The sequence below is a fragment of the candidate division TA06 bacterium B3_TA06 genome, assembly GCA_005223075.1.
GTDB lineage: Bacteria > Hydrothermota > Tepidihabitantia > B3-TA06 > B3-TA06 > B3-TA06.
In genome coordinates this window covers 238,915-256,833 of the sequence record NJBO01000001.1, presented here as the reverse complement: position 1 = coordinate 256,833, position 17,919 = coordinate 238,915, and the positions used below count along the sequence as shown (strand labels likewise).

The following is a 17,919-nucleotide window of genomic DNA, read 5'->3' as shown; positions in this document are numbered from 1 at the left end:
GAATATTATTTCGCGTGTTGCAGAACGCGGATCTCGGTCTCGGCAGGCAGGTTATCCTTCGTGACTTCGGTGAAGGTGGAATCCATCCGCACCACGTTCGACTTGCCTCGAAGGAACCCCTCCACCCCGGCGATCGGGAAACCCAGCACCTTGGTCTTGTAGTGCATTGGGATTACTACCTTAGGCTTGATGCGGTTCACGATCGCGGTGGCCTGAGTTGCATCTATAGTGAAGTGACCGCCTACAGGGACCATCAAGATATCTACCTGGCCGAGGCTCTCAATCTCCTCCTCACTCAACGGATGACCTAAGTCACCAAGATGACAAACACGCAGCCCATCGGCCTCGATCACGAAGATGGTGTTTCGTCCGCGCTCTGCACCGTGGCTTTCGTCATGGAAGGTCTCGATACCCCGGATGTTGAATCCTGCGGCCTCGGTTGAGTCGGACTCGCGCACCACCGTGCCGGGCGCGTAAATCAACCCGGCCACACCGTCGTGATCCGGGTGGTCGTGGCTCACCGTCACAACATCCGCCGCGACATCAATCTCTTCATAGCCCACGGCCCCGTCGTAGGAACCGGAATCGTAAGGATCGGTAACCAGCTTGCGGCCGTCCGCGGTCTCTAAAAGAAACGATGAGTGACCCAACCATTCGATTTTCATTTCACCTCCTTAGTTATTCCGCGGGGACGACTACAACGCGCTTCTTTTGCTTGGTCACGTGCTCGAAGCGAATCACGCCGTCGGCAAGCGCGAAGAGTGTATCGTCCTTGGCGCGTCCAACGTTGCGCCCGGGCATGATCTTTGTGCCGCGCTGACGGATGATGATCTGGCCGGTCTTCACACGCTGGGACGCGTGAATCTTAACGCCTAGTCTTCTGCCTGCGCTGTCGCGGTTGTTTTTTGCAACGCCGCCGCCTTTCTTATGTGCCATACAATTCCTCCTTAAGAGAATCCGTTTCCAAACTGAGCTTTAATTGTAGGCGAGATTTATGCCGTGTCAAACCAATATCCCTCACCTCTAACTCCTATCCCAAAGAATATGTAGGGGCACGGCATGCCGTGCCCCTACAACTATTTTGAATGAGACAATGGAAGCGATCAAACCAATGAAACCTCCCTTTGATAATGAATTTCATCCCATCTATAAACTCTGGAAACTATTTGAACGAATCAAGAATAAATTGGAGTCTCGACAATGATAGGTAAAAGTAGGGGCCGACCTTAAGGTCGGCCCGCATCTGTTAAGTGCTACTTTGATGAAAACCTCTGCTTCGCTTCTTCCACTATCGCCCGGCCTGCTGAGGTGCCGATGCGGGAAGCACCGGCTGCAATCATCTCCATCGCCTGATCAAAAGCCCTTATCCCGCCTGAAGCCTTGACACCGATGGAGCCGTCCACCGCCTCGTATAAGAGCTTTATGTCGGCAACCGTGGCGCCAGGGGCTACGATACCTGTAGAGGTCTTCACGAAGTCTGCACCCGCGTCAGCCACGATGCGCGCAGCCAGCCGCTTCTCATCGTCACTAAGCCAGCCGGTCTCGATTATTACCTTGAACACCTTGCCCTCAATCGAGCGGCGGCAGCGCTCTATCTCCTTGGCAACCGCGATGCCCTCGCCCGACTTCAAACGCCCGATGTTGGCAACCATGTCGAACTCATCGGCACACAAATCAAGACCCTGATCGATCTCAAGCAGTTTGGTTTCTGTAAGATGTGCCCCGTGCGGATAACCTATTGCTATGCCGAGCCTTACAGGTGAGCCCTTGATGATCTGGCGCGCGTCACCGACCCACGCCGGATGCAGAAACACAGCGGCGAAGTTGTAGAGGATCGCCTCCTCAAGGAAGCTTTCAACGTCTGAGCGTGTGGCTTGGGGCCTCAGCATGGACGCATCTATCATCCGCGCCATCTGTTCCGCGGATTTAGGAAGTTCAGGCTTGCTCATTTGAATCTTATCCGGGTGCCTTCTTTTGTATCCTCGATCACCAGGCCGGATTCCTGCACCATCTCGCGCAGCTTATCCGCCCACTCAAATTCTTTTGCCGCTCGAAGCTCGCTACGGAAACGTACCAGCAGATCAAGAAGGGTCTTGACATCCCGCACGCCCTCCTCACGCCTGGGTTTGAACCCAAGTATCTGCAAAGCAAGGTTTAGCTTTGCGGTAGCCTCTGCCAGCTTGTCCTTGTCACCCGAAGCGAGCGCCTCGTTGCCCTGATGCACCAGGTCAAAGACCAGGCCCATCGCCTTGGGTGTGTTGAAGTCGTCGGACAAAACTGCATCCAGTTTGGGATACTCGGTAGCAAGCGCAGGTTCACCCAAAACCTGCTGTGCGGCGGAGAGGAAGATAGTGATGCGCTCCCACGCGGAGCGGGCTTCGTCCATGCCCTCTAAGCTGTACTCGGTCTGCGCGCGGTAGTGAACGCGCAGGGTGAACATTCGCAACGCGTTGGGGTCGTAGGCCTCAATGACGTCGCTTGCCACGACAAGATGGCCGGTGGACTTGCTCATCTTCTCACCGCGCAGGTTGAGCATCTCGACGTGCATCCACGCCTTTGCAAACCCCTTGCCGGTGGCCGCCTCGTACTGGGCGATCTCGTTCTCGTGATGAGGGAATACCAGGTCCTCGCCGCCCGCATGAAGGTCGAACTCCGACCCCAGATAGTGTGCCGACATTGCCGAGCACTCGATGTGCCAGCCAGGTCGTCCCTTGCCCCAGGGCGAGTACCAGTAAGGCTCGCCCGGCTTTGCAGCCTTCCAGACCGCGAAATCCAGAGGGTCGCGCTTGTTCTCACTGGGCTCGATCCGCGCACCGGACTCAAGGTCGTCTATGTTCTTGCCAGAAAGCTTGCCGTATTTGGGGTAGGAACGCACGTCGAAGTAAACATCGCCTGCGGATTCGTAGGCGTGACCTTTCTCGATGATCTTGGCGACAAGGTCCACTATCTCTTCTATATGCTGGGTGGCGCGCGGCATAACCGTGGGTCTTTCTATGTTCAAAGCATCGGTTACTCGAAGAAGCTCTTCGGTGTTGCGCTCGGCAAGCATGCGCCAGTCGATGCCCTCGGCGCGTGATTTCTCTATAACCTTGTCGTCTATGTCGGTTATGTTCTGGACCAGCTTCACATCGTAGCCCTTGAAGCGTAGAAAACGCCGCAGCGCGTCCATCACGATGTAGCCGCGCAGATGCCCCACGTGAGGACGTGATTGAACGGTCATCCCGCAGTGATAGATGCGGACCATATTGTCGCGTGGTTCCAATGCCTTTTTACGGCGCGAAAGCGTGTCGTAAACCTCTACCTGCATGTGGCTATTCTAAAGGAAAGAAGGCAGATGTCAATAAAAGGTAGGGGCACGGCATGCCGTGCCCCTACATATTCTCACGTTCCTTTACATAGTGGAGGAACTCATCGACGATACCTTCGGAAGATGCGGGCTTGCGGCGTGCTATCTCGTCAGAAACCTTAGCCCACTCAAGAAGCAGGGGCGTGATCTCAAGGTGCTCCTTGCCTTCAACCTCCGCAAGCGGGGTGAAGCAAAATCGGCCATCCGGCCAGGTTAGTGCCGTATAGACCGCGAGCTTGCCCTTCTTGATGCCGCACTCTGCGAAGACTATCTCGCCCTCGGAGACAAAGATCCGGGTCTCTTTATCGCCCTGGTTAACTCGCAGTTCACCTTGCTTCTGGCTCAACTCGAGTATCTGAAGGACATCTAAAAGGTTCCGTCCCGCCAGGCTTCCGGAGATTATCCCATTGCATCCCTTGCTCTCCTCAACCTTATCAAGCCAACGCAGACGGGCGTCGAGGCGGGCAAGAAGCTTGTCAACGTCTAAGGGCTTGGTTATGTAGTCATCCGCACCCACCGAGAGCCCTTCTATCTCGTCCTCGCGAGCGTCCTTGGCGGTAAGGAAGATGAATCGAAGCGACCCGAAGCGGCCGTCCGCCCGGATGCGCCGGCAGAGTTCAAACCCATCCATATGTGGAAGCGCAACATCGGCGATAACAAGGTGAGGGTTGAATTGGTGGATTACCTCCAATGCCCTGCGACCATTGTCAGCGACCTGAACATCATAACCCTGCTCAGAAAGCACCCTTGTAAGGATGGAACAGAGTTTTGGTTCGTGATCAACTACGAGAACCCTCTTCTTCATGCTCCACCTCGTTGAAAGATGTGTGGGATGTGGAATACGAGAAGTCGACGCGACTTCTGAAGCTGGGCGTTGGCCTTGTCTTTCTCGGATTGATTAAGCGGTGCAGAGCCGCGTAAGTGCATGATCAGAATGTGCGGCTTATCTGGAAGTGGGGGCGGAAAGCCTGGGAGAACGTAGTACCTTTGGGGTAGTCAAGGCCGAATCCAGCGTCGAATCCCAGAACACCCATAAACGGGATCTCGAACCTTATACCCGCGCCCACGCCCTTCTTAAGCTCCGAAAGGTTTACCTGGTCTATCCTCTCCCATGCATTACCTGCGTCGAAGAAGGCTATCAATGCAAGCTGCGGGATTACCTTCACCTTAAGCTCGGTATTGAAGACGGTCATCGCTCGCCCGCCAAGCAGCGCTCCCCCAGACACTGTTCCGAGCGAAAGGTCATCGTATCCGCGCACAAAACCGTCGTAGGATGTTCCTCCAGGCCGGAATCGCTCGTAGAGAGGGACAGTGTCCGCAGCGGTGTAGCCGGTTACGTAGCCCAGACGCATCTTCTGCGTTAAGACGATCCTGCGCTCCCAGGCTATGGGGAAGTGAATATGAACGTCAAGTATCTCCTTGATGAAGTTAATATCCCCGCCAAGGGGCCCGCCTGCGAACTCAATTGACTCGCTGAAGTATGAACCTGATGAGGGATTGATGAAGTAGTCTCGCGAGTCGCGCACAAGGCCGAAGGTTGCAGAGATTGTGGTCTTTGGATAGGAAGCGGGATCGAATCCAAGGATCGGATCGGAGGGGAATGGGTGATTTCTAACGGAGTCAATGAACACCCTCTCAACCCTTAATGTTACCCCGCCTCGCGTATAGTCAAGTGGCAGGGGGGTTGAGGTTTGAACAGAGCCGCCCAGGGAGCGTTTATTGTATGCGGTAGCCTGGGCATCACGGAGGTCGTACTGTCGTGTAGTATAGTAAAGGTCCCCGCCCAGCAGGATAGGCGTATCAAAGAGCCAGGGCTCGGTAAGGCCGATCGAAGCCTGGGTTTTCTTTGTGCCCTTCTCGAAAAGCAGACGGCCGTTCTCAGCCCCGCCGAACACATTCGGGTGAGCGATCTTCACGTAACCCGTGATGCCTTCCGAGGCGTTGAAGGTCACTCCCGCTCCGATCTGACCGGACTGTTTTTCCTCGACTACGAACACAAGATCGATATCGGGTTCCCCCTCTTCCAAAGGCTCTGGATAAAACCGAACGTCGCTGAACAGAGCCAGGTTAAAGATATTACGCTGACTGCGCTCCACCTTTGAGTATTTGAAGATCGAGCCGGGCAGAAGTATGATCTGGCGGCGGATTACGTTCTCTCGAACACTGCGGTTGCCCCCTATCACCACGCGCCTGACCCGTGCCGGTTCACCCTCACGAATACGATACAAAACATCAACTGTATCCTCACGGAGGCTTTCGAGTGGGTCCACAACCGCGTAGATGTAGCCTTGCTCCCAGTAAGCACGGCGGATTCTCTCAAGAGAAACCTGGGCCCGCGTAAGGCTGTAGGGTTTGGCCTCCTCCAGGACCACCGCCTTTGTAAGGGTTGACTCTGCAATGACCTCACGTCCATCAAAAGAGTAGTTACCGGTGTAGTAACGACGCCCCTCATCGATGTGCATAACGATATCGAGGTTACCGAGCGAGTCTATAGGCAGATCGGTCTCTGTAACCTCGGAGTCTATCCACCCCCTGTCGTGGTAGTACGCCTCTATGCGCTCAATGTCTTCCTTGAACTTCTTCTCGTCGAAGCGGCCTGACCGAATGATGAACCATCTCGAGCGGTTCTTCATCTTTCGCTTGAGCTTCTGCTCGGAAACATTCTCGTTGCCCTCAAAGGAGATGCTTGAAATCTTTACACCCCGGCCCTCCTCTATCTCGATTCGCGCGACCGCATAACCCGGCCTCTCGCCTTCAATCAGCTTCGTTGAGACCTTGGCCAAGAGATAGTTCTTCTTCTTGTACTGTTCGCGTATCTTGCGTTCCCAATCAAAGAGCTGACGTGCTGTGAGTACCGTGCCTGAATCGGCTTCGAGTTCCTTCAGGATGGCTTTGGTCTTCAACCTCCGGTTGCCTACGATATCTATCCGCTCGAGTCTTGGAGGCTGTTCTACCTGTATCGTGACCTGGACCTTTTCCTCGAGGAGGGTGGTGTCTACGGCTACGTAATCAAAGTAGCCTGTAGAATAGAGCCTGCGGACCGCCTTTGATGCAAGCTCGTCACTGTAAGGCATATCAGGGTTAAGTTCCGCAAGCGAGATGATCAAATTTGCATCCACCCCTGAGGGCAAAACCCGGACCTCACCTATGGGTAAGGCAACAAGACCGAGGATCAGTAAAAGGTTCATCCGGCGGTCTCGAAGATGAGCTTGGAGCCGGAGCGGTGTATCTTGATCTGGCGACCACCCTCCAGCTTCTTGCGCAGTATCTCCTCTGAGAGCGGATCCTCAAGCAAGCGGCGCAAAGCACGCTTTAAGGGCCTTGCCCCATACTGGGGATCAAAGCCTTGTTCTACCAGAAGCTCGCGGCTTTCAGCGTCGAGCTCAAGGGTAAGCTCCTTATCCTTGAGGCGTTCCTCCACTTCCACCGTAAGGATATCGACGATCTTAAACATTGCATCACGATCAAGCGACCTGAAGACCACGGTTTCATCTATTCGGTTGAGAAACTCCGGTCTGAAGACTCGCTTGAGCTCATCAAGAAGCCGATCGCGCATCCGCTCGTACGCGTCCGCCTCCTCTGCGTCCTCGCGTGAGAATCCGAGCTGACCGGAATGAGTGATATCCGAGGTCCCTATGTTCGAGGTCATGATGATGACCGTGTTCTTGAAGTCCACCTTGCGGCCCAGGGAGTCTGTGATCTGTCCGTCCTCCATGATCTGCAGAAGGACGTTGAAGACGTCAGGGTGGGCCTTCTCAATCTCATCGAAGAGAACCACAGCGTATGGCCTGCGGCGAACGCGCTCCGTAAGCTGACCGCCCTCATCGTATCCCACATAGCCGGGAGGTGCTCCGATCAGTCGAGATACGTTGAACTTCTCCATGTATTCTGACATATCGACCCTGACCAGGGCATTTTCGTCTCCGAATAGGAAGCGAGCCAGTGTCCGGGCAAGCTCGGTCTTTCCGACCCCGGTCGGTCCTAGGAAGATAAAGGAGCCGATCGGGCGGCGAGGGTCCTTTACCCCGGCACGCGAACGCCGGATAGCCCGAGCAACCGCTGCTATGGCGTGATTCTGCCCCACGATCCGCTTGGCAATCTCTGCCTCCATGTGAAGAAGGCGTTTGGACTCCTCCTCTTCCAGCTTAGAAAGTGGTATGGAGGTCCAGCTGGAGACAACGTAGGCAACCTCCTCAGTGGTAACCTGTGGATACTCTCCCTTCGATTCCAGCTCCTCCTGCTTCTCGCGCATGGTCTCCTTAAGGCGCTCTATCTCATCCCGCAGTTGTGCCGCTTCCTCAAAGCGTTGCTCGGTGACCGATCGCTCCTTTCGGCGCGAAAGTTCGGCAATCTTTTCTTCAAGTTCGGCTATCTCAGGCGAGAGCACAGGATTTAAGAGCTTAACCCTTGCGCCTGCCTCATCTATAACGTCGATGGCCTTGTCCGGAAGCTGGCGGTCCGAGATGTAGCGATCTGAGAGATAAACCGCGGCATGCAGTGCGTCGTCGGTGTAGCGAATCCGATGATGTTCCTCGTAACGCTCCTTTAGACCCTTGAGTATCTCAAAGGTATCTGCAACCGTGGGAGACTCGACCATCACCGGCTGAAATCTGCGCTCAAGTGCGGAGTGTTTCTCTATGTGTTTGCGATACTCCTCAAGGGTGGTCGCTCCTATACATTGCAGTTCGCCGCGAGCCAGTGCAGGCTTAAGTATATTGGAGGCGTCGATCGCCCCCTCTGCCGCACCGGCGCCTACGATGGTGTGAAGCTCGTCTACAAAGAGGATAATGTTCTCACTCGCAACTATCTCCTTGAGTATACCCTTAAGCCGTTCCTCGAATTGACCGCGGTACTTGGTACCCGCAACTATAGAAGCCATGTCAATGGCAAGTATCCTTGCCTTACGCTGCGCCACAGGGACCTCGCCCGCCACGATCTTCTGTGCCAGGCCTTCAACGATAGCGGTTTTGCCTACCCCGGCCTCGCCGATGAGGGCCGGGTTGTTCTTCTTACGCCGGGAGAGGATCTGGATAACACGCTCGATCTCCTTTTCCCTCCCGATTATCGGATCAAGCTTTCCTTCTTTGGCAAGAGCGGTAAGGTCGCGCGCAAAGTGATCGAGTAAAGGTATCTTTGACTTGCGCTTGCGTCCCTTCCCAACAGGTGCTCCAAGGATGCGAGCTATCTCTTCCCTTATCGTATCCAGATCAATGTCCATCCCCGCAAGGACCTGCGAGGCGATACTTGTCTCGGTACGCAAAAGGCCCAAAAGAACGTGCTCTGTCCCCACGTAGTTGTGGTTCATGGCACGCGATTCCTCGATCGAGTAGTTGATCACCGCGCGAGCGTCCTCGTCAAACGGGATCTCGTTGAATGGTATGGTTACATGGCCCTCTTCAAGTGAGGCAGCGAGATTCTCACGTACCTCATCGAGATTGACCGATAGGTTGGCAAGAACCTGGGCCGCAGCGCTTTCTTTTTCCTGAATCAGGGCAAGAAGGATGTGTTCCGGCCCTACATGATCGTGTCTTAAGCGGATCGCCTCGCGTCGTGCGTTGTTGAATATCCGACGCACGCGCTGGGTGAACTGTTCATACATACGAACCTCTTATCCCGAAGGACGCAAAACCCACCAAGAAGGTTACCCCTTAGTGATTATAGCGCTAACTTCGAGGTCTGTAAGGCTATCGCGATAGCCTATCTTGCGTCGGTATCCCTTGCGACGCTTGAATTTGTAAACAATCACCTTCTTCCCGCGGTGATGGCCAAGCACCTTTGCTTTAACCGACGCCTTGGGGGATAACCTCAATTCTTTCTCGTCCCGAAGAAGCTTTACCCGTGAGAACTCCAACTCTTCCCCTGCTTGATTGGGCAGATGAGGGACGGTAATTCGATCTCCGGGTTTAACCTTGTAATCGAAACCGGCTATCTCTACGATTGCATACATCAGTTGCCTCCAGCCGTGTCGGGAAGGATAACCCGTCCGGGCACTTCCTGGGGTGCTTCTTGCTTTTGCCCCTCAGCCGGCTCTGCAAGCTGAGGGATAGGTGCTGTCTGTTGCGGCTGACCGCTTGCCGCAGGGGCTTTGCTAACACCCCCTGCAGTCCCGGAGAAAAGCACCAATAACAGGCTTGTCATAAGGAACACCGCTCCAAGAATAGTCGTTATTCGGGTCATGAATGGTGCAACCCCTGAGGAGCCGAAGATCTGCTCAGCTCCTCCTCCTCCGCCTCCTCCTCCCCCAAACACACCAGCCATCCCGCCTTTGGTGCGTTGCTGAACAAGCACTATCACTACGAGCAATAGGCTGAGCAGTATGTGTAGAACGAAAATCACAACAAATACGGCTTGCATAGCTAGTGATTCCTCCTTTCAATAGCACGAGCTATAAGCTCGGCGAACGATGAGGCGGAAAGTGACGCTCCGCCCACAAGTCCGCCGTCAAACTCCTCACTTGACGCGAGTTCGGCAACATTGGCAGGCTTCAGGCTCCCTCCGTAGAGTATGCGAACACCTTGAGCCTTTGAACCGAACCTTGCAGCCAATCTCTCTCTTATAAAACGATGTGCCATCTCCATATCGCCAATCTCCGCACGCTTGCCTGTCCCTATCGCCCACACAGGTTCGTAAGCGACCATGGCCGGCGGTTCCTCGATCCTCTCGAACGCGCGCTCCAGCTGCCTCGTAAGAACCTTCTCGGTTTGCCCCAGTTCCCGCTCCGCTTCGGTCTCGCCAACACAAAGTATCGGAACAAGGCCGCTTGCAGTTACCCCCACGAGCCTTTTGGCAACCATCTCATCCGACTCACCGAATATGTGTCTTCGCTCCGAGTGACCCACTATAACGTATGTGCATCCCAGCTCCCGCAGTGCCGAGACCGAGATCTCACCTGTGAATGCCCCGGCTTCTGCCCAGTGGGCGTTCTGCGCACCCCAGGCTATGTTTGAACCCGCAAGGGCGTCGGCCACTGCCGCAAGCGACGTAGCAGGAGGGCAAACCGCTATATCTACCTCTTTTACACCCTCCAGGCGCTCGCGCAGCTCGCGGGCGAGTTCACGCGCCTGCGACGGGGTGGTATGCATCTTCCAGTTCCCGACCAAAGCCAGTCTTCTCATTTATGATTATATGTTACCAGAGCTAAGTGTCAACCTAAGACAGCACCGCAAACGGACCCCCAGTGTTCGTTGGGGGTCTGCGTAGACCTAGGATTTCTTTGGCGGTTCTTCCTTAGATATTTTGGATTTTCCTTTCCGCTTCCGGGATTTCTTTTCAGTTTCCCCAATATATTCTTTTAGTTCCTCCTTCAAGCTTTCTATACCCGCCCAACTCAATTCGTAGCGCAACCGCCGAATGTCCTTGATGTCAAATGGCACCTTATCCTTGAATTCACTTTGACAAAGCACAATAACTTTCTTTCTCGTGGCAAGCGCCCAACCTAATTCAAACATAACGTTTGGGTTGTTATTGGAGACATCAGCGATTACTACATCTGCATCTTTTAGGTTCTGTTTAATGTCTTCGGTTATGAAGGAAGAAAGCTTGATAGTGTCAACTCTAAGAGGCTCATACTTTGTTTCTTTGCATGCTCTTCGGATAGCTCCTTCCCATACATCTGAAAACGAACTCTCGAAAGGCATAATTATAAAAGCTTTCTTCTCAGCGTGTTTGTACTTCACTAACTCATCCTTAGACTCTTCATTTTCTGGAGGTGTAGGCTTCTGCAGTTTTTTTTCTATCAATTGGTCGATAGTAAGATCCCAAACGCTACACATGAGTGAAAAGTTTTGTACTTTCTCAATGACTAGCTTAGCACTAGCATTCCTTCCCTGTGGACTGTTAAGCCAATTTATCAAACTCGTTGCTTGATCCTTACCGAGAGGATTCTTTGATTCAAGCGCCACTTTACTTATTTCTGAGATTATACCTATGAGTGCAGAGTCATGCAACGGTTCCGAAAGAGATATTCGGGTTTCCCGTATAGCCTGAGTAAGAGCCGTCAAGTAAAGCATAAGATCGCTACCTGATGACATCGTTGCCTCCTAAACTTTTTAACTCTTAAGCCGCAATCTCTCAAGTTAAACTATAGTTGAGGTGAATGTCTTGTCAAGCAGACGGTGTAACCCTCCAGATTTGCTCAACATAAATAAACTGGCCGACCTGAAGGTCGGCCCCTACGTTTTCATACTGCGATCTTTTTGCCGGAGGTAAAAAGGAGCGCTAAGGAAACTTTAGCTGCAGCTGGGCTATGATCTGGTCGTTATCAACCTCGGTTCTTTCTTCCGTAATCATCCGATAGCACAGGGCAAGTTTTGCCTGATGCTTGGGAAGGAAGTGAAGGTTGATTCCTGCGGTGATGATGCTGCGGGTGTCTCCAGCTGTGTCAGTATTGGGATCGATTGCCTCGTACCGCACCGCAGGCTGAACACCGTGAATCCAGTCGAGAGGAACGGAAAACATCCAACCCGCCTCGGCGTAGTATGTAATGAGAGAGATGGTATCGTCCCTGCCTCCCATGATCTCTGTAGCGAACCAAAGATCCCAAGGGTTTAAGGCAAACTCAGCGCCCCAGCGATTGAACTTCCAATCGTTTGTGGGTTCACCCAGGGTGTCTAACGTTGAGCGCTTGCCCATCTGGTAGGCGCCACCGATGTGCATATAATCTATCGGCTTAACCGTCAGCCTGGCAGTGATATCCTTGGCCTCATTGATGTCCACCTTAACGTTGCGGCCTTCGCCGTTGAAGATGCCCACCTGTGCACCTATGGACTTGACCTTGCCTGCAAGCATAACACCAAGATCACGATCCATTAATGGAAAATCATGGCAACCTGACGAAAAGGTGCGTTCAGGGAAAAGGATAACCGACGAGGAGCGAAGCTTCTCCATACCGATAGGAGTCTGGAATTGGCCTACCCTAATGATAAGAGGTTTGAAAGGTTTTACATCAACATAGGCGTCGTAGAGCTCAACCGACGGTCCGGGCATTGTGAGAAGCACTTTGTAGGAGAAACATTTCCCCACATTGCCTGAGGCACCAAGATATGCACGGCGAATCCTGAAGGCGTTTGGGAACTCATCCCCAGCCAGGGTTCCTTCCCAACGGGCCTGAACGTAGCCTCCTATATTTAAAGCCTGCTGCTTGTATTGATGGGCTTCCTTGAGTTGCTTCTCCCCAGATTTTGCATCCGCCATCACCGTAGTTGCTGTAACCAGCAATCCCATCACTACCGCAAAGCATCCAGTCTTGACCATCATTCCTCCTCTGGTTAAGAGATCGGATCAGAACTAAACTAGTTTAGTCGGTGAAAAGGGGTTGTCAAGAAGCTATGGTCTGTGCGCCAAGATGACGGGCAGGCTCAGGCTTGGCAGCTGATAACGATGTCTTGATCATACAGACCTAACAGTTGACCTTCCTCTTAATCTCTATATACTTGAGGGTTAGGAGAGGTGTCCGAGCTGGCCGAAGGAGCACGACTGGAAATCGTGTACTCCGGGAAACCGGGGTCGCGGGTTCGAATCCCGCCCTCTCCGCTATATTTAAGGTAAGCGGGCCGACCTTTAGCTCGGCCCCAACTCGTCAGGTTTGAGTGGCACTCGTCGCCAAAAAGCTGGTCAAAAGCTGGTCAAATGCTGGTCAAAAGGTGGACAAATTGGGGGAATTTTGGGTGTTTCGGGTGAAAAACGGATAATTGCTTTACCTCTTGACAAAAAAGAGTATTTATGTAGCATGTTTTTGTAATGGGCGATAGTGATGTTAACAGAAGGGGCGTCAAGGAGTGGATAGGGAAGCGCCGCTAGCCCAGCCCGTAGTAGCCCTGAATCTCAATAAGCTTGCCCTGCAGTTCCACATACTCCCACACCCGGATCAGGATGGGTTCGGCGCGCTCCGGGGCGATCACCTTACTCGAATAGAGGTGCGCGTCAGGCTCCGGGGCGATGATGTAGGTATAGGCTGCTTTCCGCGCCTTGTTGCGGGCCAGCTTGTTTATGCTGCCGTATTTCGTAACGTAGCACGCCGGGGTATGTTCCAACGCCAGCCAGCGCAGGTCGGCCTGCGTAGGGTTCTTGATGTATGATACGTTGAACGGATGCGGCTCCTCGTAGGGCTGCACCCGCTTGACCTTGGCCATTCTTCCTCCTGGATTAGCCTGACCCGATTTCGTTCAATCGCCGGATGATACATGATTAAGGAGTAAAATCAACCCCTTAGAACTTCTAAAAACCCAATCTCTCCGGGTTTTAGAGGGTTGACTCTTACAATGGGTATAGTATACTTATTGGATGAGTATCGTTGAATCCAAAACGACCACGCAGAGAAAGTCCCCAACAAAGAAACTGGATATTGGTTATACTAGGACTTGCAACTGTGGTCCCACTCACATTAACTGCATGACTGCTAAAGAGTGGCTTAAGAGCCAACTGGGTGTGTGGCAGTTCTTCTATGAAGGAAGAGACGTTCGAGATAAAAAAGTGCATCCGGCGACTTTCCCGATCTCTTTAGCCCGAAAGGTCATTGAGCTATTCAGCCATAAGGGAGAACTCGTTTTAGACCCATTTGTGGGAAGTGGAACCACATTAGTTGCCGCGCAGGATTCTGACAGTAGCGTTGTACAAATTTGCAATCATTGCGGTAGAAGTGTAAGGCTTGGCTCCGGCTGGTTTGTAAACAGAGTACCTGATCTTAATGACGTTGAAACAAGAATAGCAAACGGATTATTGTTCCCGCATGGCGACTTCGTCTGTTTCGAATGCGACGAAATGACTTCTGATGATGCCCCTCTTTACTCTTTGAAAAACAGACTGTGACTACTTCCATTTCCGAAAAAACAATTGAAGATATACTGACAGCAGATAAAACAATTCTAGCTGAGATCTTATCTGTCAATTTCTCAGATTTAAGCCTGGTTGCTAGACAAAAAACTTTAGAATCAGGCAACCTCGATTTACTATATCTTCATAAGAATGAGCTACTCCTCATAGAACTGAAAGTTGTTGATTTCTATAAAGAGATAATCAACCAGATTAATGGCTACTATGAGGATTTAATAGAATTACAGAGCTACAATCGCTTAATCAAGGCTCCCATAAAAAAGACGGTTATGGTTACAGGGGCAAAACCTTCTGACCTCAAGTTGTGCGATCGTAACGGAATAGAATTGATAGTTTACAAACCAGAAGATGTACTCTCTAAATTCTTTGATAATTTCAGAGAAATGGCCTATTTCCTAAAGATTGAATCCGCAGATTCTGGGGTTGTCCGTTTAGGCTTATTAAAACCAACTTTATTGCTATTAGTAAAAGGAGGATCCCTTGATCAAATCAGTGCTAACTTAAAAAAATCCAAAAAGACAATTGGGAATAGACTTACGGTTGCGAGTCGGTTAAATCTTGTTACAAAATTCCAGAAACAGTATTTCTTAACTGATTTTGGGAGTACCTTCCTCGCAGAAGGCGATTCAACGATCAACGATAGATTTAGCCAAGAGCAATTAGATCTTTTAGCCAAATTCATCATGGAGAATCCGTTCTTTTCTTCCGTTACCTTTACAATATTTAGTATGGTCGAGTCCGTATTTGTCCTGTCCAAAAGTAATTATCCTGTGCCGTTTCACAAATTGCGCGACTACTTCATTGAATCAATCGGTAAATCAAGCACCTGGAAGCGCGAACGAGCTAAAGATACAGCTACATACATATTCTCAAATTATGCGTGTGAACTTCAATTATTATCAAAAGTTAGTAACCATTTTTATCTTACACCACTTGGCATACATGCAGTTCTGTTATTGCAGTTGAATCGCTCGATCAAACTCATTGAATCTCAGAAGTAGGAGCCGATTTTTAAGTCGGCCCGTTCAATGTCCGGGCTGACCTAAAGGTCAGCCCCTACGATTTCCCTTATACGGCTAGCCTCATCAAAAGGCTGGGACAAAATATCCTTCAACCGAGATGAGTTTTCGGCAAACAATCAGTGGTTCATCCCGCTCGGATCGTGGCTTCACAGTCATCATAGATCCTGATGAATCCAAAGTAAAAATCTCCTTCGATTCAAAAGCCGTCGCTGAAAAACATGCTGAATGGTTAAAATCCGTTGGAGAAAGAGTAGGTTTAAGTGAGTTAAATCCTCAACCTTACTGGGGGTTTACCGACTTATTCCATAAAGCAGGCACAAAACTCAAGAATTGTTTTTATCTCAAGGCCGAAAGGAAACGCATCAGCGGCAGGGAACATTTCTGGTATAAAGAGATAACGATATTGAGTGAGTTCAATTTCGATAAATTCTTGAGTGCCATAGAGCAAGGGTTCATATATGTAGATTTCGATGCCCGAACCGGTCATAATCACGGGACTAAATTCAGGCTAAAACAGGATAAACTTCCTTATCTTTACGGCGAAATCCAGCAATACTGAAACACAAAATACCTGAATTAGACGTTAAGTTTGCTGAATTCCAGTTACCTCCTCTCAAATCCAAGTAAAAATCTCTACGCTTGACAATGCAGGCGGGCGGGGTAAGCTTTCCCTTTTAACCAGCCCGAGGAGGAGTATGTGGTTTTAGTGTACTTGACTGCGCTGCTCTTTGCCCAGCCCGTGTCTGACGCGAACGCGGCGACACCCGTGGTGCTCCGGCCCGTAGAGAACCTGCGGACTCAAGACACACCCAATGACGCCGGGCAAAGCATTGATCTTTCATGGAAACTCTCCCCTGACTCGGCACGCGTAAAGCGCTACGAGGTCTACCGGGCGCAGTCGGCAAAAGGCCCCTTCGAGAAGATAGTCGAGTTCCTCGTCCCCACCACCGCATACACTGACGCCGATACCCTGCTCCGCAACAAAAAAGACTACTACTACCGTGTGGATGTTGTGGGGGAGCTGGAAAGTCGCGCTTCCTCCGAGATTGCGGGCCCGGTTCAGGCAAAGCCGGAGTGGTTCAACACCAATCGCATACCGGTGCTGGTGTTTGCTGTCGTATACGGACTGCTGCTTATTCTTTATATCGAGTTCGCCAAGCGCGACCGCGAGATGTTCGTCCGCCGGATAGCCGGTCTGGACGCCATAGACGAGGCGGTAGGACGCTCAACCGAGATGGGCAAGCCTATCCTTTTCAGCTTCGGGATAGGATACCTCACCGATGTTGCCACCCTTGCCGCTTTATCCATCCTGCGCCGAGTCGCCAGACGCGCGGCAGAGTATGAGACGAGGATACTGGTTCCCAACTACGATCCCATAGTGATGACCGCTGCCCAGGAGACGGTCAAGCAGGCCTTTTCTGAAGCCGGACGACCCGATCTATACCAGGAGGGTGACATCACCTTTCTTACCGCGGATCAGTTCGGTTACGCGGCAGGTGTTAACGGCATCATGCTTCGCGAGAAGCCGGGGACTGTATTCCTGCAGGGTGTGTTCTACGCCGAGGCGCTTATCCTTGCCGAGACCGCGCACTCGGTAGGTGCAATCCAGATAGCCGGAACCAACATGGCCACCCAGCTTCCCTTCTTTATTGCTGCCTGCGACTACACGTTGATAGGCGAAGAACTCTTCGCCGCCTCGGCATACCTTGACCGCGACCCGCAGCTTCTTGGCTCCTTAAAAAGTGAAGACATAGCAAAGCTCATCACCGTTGGGTTGATAGTGGTAGTCTCAGTTGTGGGAACCATCGGTGCTGTATTGACCTCCATCTCCGGTGAAAGCGGCATCCTTCGCTCCCTGACCGAGTTCTTTAACAGCGGGTTCGAGAGGCTCGTAAGCTTCCTCACCACATCCTGAGAGAAGGCATGAAACGTACACTGCCCCTTATCATAACCTTCCTTGCAGGGGTGTTCGTGGTCGTTACCTTCTTTATCCCCCGCGAGCCCTTCGGAAGCCTTGAGCAGCGAATGCTCGTATGGTACTCGATCCTTGGAGGCTTCACCCTTCTTTTGGGGATAGATAGCCTTATCAAACACCACACCCGCAAGGTAGCACGCAGGGAGAAGGACTGGTTTTACAGCCTTGTTACCCTTTTCGGGCTTTTCGGAACCCTTGCCGCTGGCATCGTTACCTGGGCAAAATACGGCACCCCACTTGAGCTTGCCTCGCTGAATGAAGTGGGCGGCTTCTTCTGGGTCTACAAGTGGATAATGGTTCCGCTTCAGGGAACGATGTTTGCGCTTCTTGCCTTCTTTATCGCATCTGCCGCCTACCGTGCCTTCCGCGCCCGGACATTCGACGCTACCCTTCTTTTGATCGCTGCAATCCTTGTGATGATCGGGCGCTTGAGCATGGGTGTGGTTCCCGCGACCCTGATCCTGGCGGTTCTTCTCGTTGCGGCCGGCATCCACAGGCTGATTATAAGGAAGCCGGTGTTCGGAGCCGTTCTTGCTGCCCTCGGAGTAGGCCTGGGCGTTTTGGTTCTTGCATTCCCGCAGGATGCGATTCGGCTCGCGCCCCAGGTTCAGGAATGGCTCATGTCGGTGCCCCAGACCGCGGCACGCAGAGGCATACTTATCGGCGTGACTCTAGGTACAATCGCTATGTCCATTCGCATCATACTGGGCATTGAACGAACCTACATCTCTTCGACATAGGAGGGG

Annotated in this window: 17 protein-coding genes, 1 tRNA gene and 1 pseudogene; 6 read left to right on the top strand and 13 right to left on the bottom strand. The window is 52.1% G+C overall.

The window, feature by feature from the left end; all coding sequences use genetic code 11:
- Positions 1-5: 5 nt before the first annotated feature.
- From CEE36_01255 to CEE36_01200, 12 genes are all read right to left on the bottom strand, one after another.
- Positions 6-665, bottom strand: a complete 660-nt coding sequence (locus CEE36_01255; protein TKJ44398.1) for an MBL fold metallo-hydrolase — start codon at positions 663-665, stop codon at positions 6-8.
- 13 nt (positions 666-678) lie between these two features.
- Complete coding sequence (locus CEE36_01250; protein ID TKJ44397.1) at positions 679-936, bottom strand: 50S ribosomal protein L27; 258 nt, start codon at positions 934-936, stop codon at positions 679-681.
- Positions 937-1,253: 317 nt separating this feature from the next.
- Positions 1,254-1,949: a deoxyribose-phosphate aldolase gene (gene deoC, locus CEE36_01245; protein TKJ44396.1), complete on the bottom strand. Its 696-nt coding sequence runs from the start codon at positions 1,947-1,949 to the stop codon at positions 1,254-1,256.
- Positions 1,946-3,307: a cysteine--tRNA ligase gene (locus CEE36_01240; GenBank protein TKJ44395.1), complete on the bottom strand. Its 1,362-nt coding sequence runs from the start codon at positions 3,305-3,307 to the stop codon at positions 1,946-1,948. The genes deoC and CEE36_01240 overlap by 4 nt, the downstream gene beginning before the upstream one ends.
- 64 nt (positions 3,308-3,371) lie before the next feature.
- Positions 3,372-4,151, bottom strand: a complete 780-nt coding sequence (locus CEE36_01235) for a hypothetical protein (protein TKJ44394.1) — start codon at positions 4,149-4,151, stop codon at positions 3,372-3,374.
- A gap of 124 nt (positions 4,152-4,275) precedes the next feature.
- Complete coding sequence (gene bamA / locus CEE36_01230; GenBank protein ID TKJ44393.1) at positions 4,276-6,534, bottom strand: outer membrane protein assembly factor BamA; 2,259 nt, start codon at positions 6,532-6,534, stop codon at positions 4,276-4,278.
- Positions 6,531-8,945: an ATP-dependent Clp protease ATP-binding subunit ClpC gene (locus tag CEE36_01225; protein TKJ44392.1), complete on the bottom strand. Its 2,415-nt coding sequence runs from the start codon at positions 8,943-8,945 to the stop codon at positions 6,531-6,533. The genes bamA and CEE36_01225 overlap by 4 nt, the downstream gene beginning before the upstream one ends.
- A 42-nt stretch (positions 8,946-8,987) precedes the next feature.
- Positions 8,988-9,293 (bottom strand): 50S ribosomal protein L21, encoded by a 306-nt coding sequence (gene rplU / locus CEE36_01220; GenBank protein ID TKJ44391.1) that lies wholly within the window; start codon positions 9,291-9,293, stop codon positions 8,988-8,990.
- Positions 9,293-9,700: a preprotein translocase subunit SecG gene (secG, locus tag CEE36_01215; protein ID TKJ44390.1), complete on the bottom strand. Its 408-nt coding sequence runs from the start codon at positions 9,698-9,700 to the stop codon at positions 9,293-9,295. The genes rplU and secG overlap by 1 nt, the downstream gene beginning before the upstream one ends.
- A gap of 2 nt (positions 9,701-9,702) precedes the next feature.
- Positions 9,703-10,461 carry a triose-phosphate isomerase gene (locus tag CEE36_01210; protein TKJ44389.1) on the bottom strand — a complete coding sequence of 253 codons (759 nt, stop codon included), beginning with the start codon at positions 10,459-10,461 and terminating at the stop codon, positions 9,703-9,705.
- A gap of 87 nt (positions 10,462-10,548) precedes the next feature.
- On the bottom strand, positions 10,549-11,376 hold the full coding sequence (locus CEE36_01205; protein ID TKJ44388.1) for a hypothetical protein: 828 nt from the start codon (positions 11,374-11,376) through the stop codon (positions 10,549-10,551).
- Between the two features lie 187 nt (positions 11,377-11,563).
- Positions 11,564-12,601, bottom strand: a complete 1,038-nt coding sequence (locus CEE36_01200) for a hypothetical protein (GenBank protein TKJ44387.1) — start codon at positions 12,599-12,601, stop codon at positions 11,564-11,566.
- A gap of 186 nt (positions 12,602-12,787) precedes the next feature.
- On the opposite strand from CEE36_01200, the gene CEE36_01195 reads away from it, so the two are divergent.
- Positions 12,788-12,880, top strand: a tRNA-Ser gene (locus CEE36_01195).
- 260 nt (positions 12,881-13,140) lie between these two features.
- On the opposite strand, the gene CEE36_01190 is transcribed toward CEE36_01195, so the two are convergent.
- The gene (locus CEE36_01190; protein TKJ44386.1) at positions 13,141-13,476 is read right to left on the bottom strand and encodes a hypothetical protein; all 336 of its coding nucleotides are present in this window, start codon (positions 13,474-13,476) and stop codon (positions 13,141-13,143) included.
- Between the two features lie 151 nt (positions 13,477-13,627).
- Here CEE36_01190 and CEE36_01185 point away from each other — a divergent pair.
- From CEE36_01185 to CEE36_01165, 5 genes and pseudogenes are all read left to right on the top strand, one after another.
- A pseudogene (locus CEE36_01185) lies at positions 13,628-13,939 on the top strand (DNA methyltransferase).
- A 209-nt stretch (positions 13,940-14,148) separates the two neighbouring features.
- The gene (locus CEE36_01180; GenBank protein TKJ44385.1) at positions 14,149-15,177 is read left to right on the top strand and encodes a hypothetical protein; all 1,029 of its coding nucleotides are present in this window, start codon (positions 14,149-14,151) and stop codon (positions 15,175-15,177) included.
- Between the two features lie 118 nt (positions 15,178-15,295).
- Positions 15,296-15,757 carry a hypothetical protein gene (locus CEE36_01175; GenBank protein ID TKJ44384.1) on the top strand — a complete coding sequence of 154 codons (462 nt, stop codon included), beginning with the start codon at positions 15,296-15,298 and terminating at the stop codon, positions 15,755-15,757.
- 138 nt (positions 15,758-15,895) lie between these two features.
- Positions 15,896-17,113 (top strand): hypothetical protein, encoded by a 1,218-nt coding sequence (locus CEE36_01170; GenBank protein ID TKJ44383.1) that lies wholly within the window; start codon positions 15,896-15,898, stop codon positions 17,111-17,113.
- Positions 17,114-17,121: 8 nt separating this feature from the next.
- Positions 17,122-17,913, top strand: a complete 792-nt coding sequence (locus CEE36_01165; protein ID TKJ44382.1) for a hypothetical protein — start codon at positions 17,122-17,124, stop codon at positions 17,911-17,913.
- Positions 17,914-17,919: the final 6 nt, after the last annotated feature.

Coding starts and splice junctions, on each gene's coding strand:
- CEE36_01250 (TKJ44397.1), bottom strand. CDS start 936: ATGGCACATAAGAAAGGCGGCGGCGTTGCAAAAAACAACCGCGACAGC.
- deoC (TKJ44396.1), bottom strand. CDS start 1,949: ATGAGCAAGCCTGAACTTCCTAAATCCGCGGAACAGATGGCGCGGATG.
- CEE36_01200 (TKJ44387.1), bottom strand. CDS start 12,601: ATGATGGTCAAGACTGGATGCTTTGCGGTAGTGATGGGATTGCTGGTT.
- CEE36_01190 (TKJ44386.1), bottom strand. CDS start 13,476: ATGGCCAAGGTCAAGCGGGTGCAGCCCTACGAGGAGCCGCATCCGTTC.
- CEE36_01210 (TKJ44389.1), bottom strand. CDS start 10,461: ATGAGAAGACTGGCTTTGGTCGGGAACTGGAAGATGCATACCACCCCG.
- CEE36_01235 (TKJ44394.1), bottom strand. CDS start 4,151: ATGAAGAAGAGGGTTCTCGTAGTTGATCACGAACCAAAACTCTGTTCC.
- CEE36_01240 (TKJ44395.1), bottom strand. CDS start 3,307: ATGCAGGTAGAGGTTTACGACACGCTTTCGCGCCGTAAAAAGGCATTG.
- secG (TKJ44390.1), bottom strand. CDS start 9,700: ATGCAAGCCGTATTTGTTGTGATTTTCGTTCTACACATACTGCTCAGC.
- CEE36_01175 (TKJ44384.1), top strand. CDS start 15,296: ATGAGTTTTCGGCAAACAATCAGTGGTTCATCCCGCTCGGATCGTGGC.
- CEE36_01165 (TKJ44382.1), top strand. CDS start 17,122: ATGAAACGTACACTGCCCCTTATCATAACCTTCCTTGCAGGGGTGTTC.
- rplU (TKJ44391.1), bottom strand. CDS start 9,293: ATGTATGCAATCGTAGAGATAGCCGGTTTCGATTACAAGGTTAAACCC.
- CEE36_01225 (TKJ44392.1), bottom strand. CDS start 8,945: ATGTATGAACAGTTCACCCAGCGCGTGCGTCGGATATTCAACAACGCA.
- bamA (TKJ44393.1), bottom strand. CDS start 6,534: ATGAACCTTTTACTGATCCTCGGTCTTGTTGCCTTACCCATAGGTGAG.
- CEE36_01205 (TKJ44388.1), bottom strand. CDS start 11,376: ATGTCATCAGGTAGCGATCTTATGCTTTACTTGACGGCTCTTACTCAG.
- CEE36_01255 (TKJ44398.1), bottom strand. CDS start 665: ATGAAAATCGAATGGTTGGGTCACTCATCGTTTCTTTTAGAGACCGCG.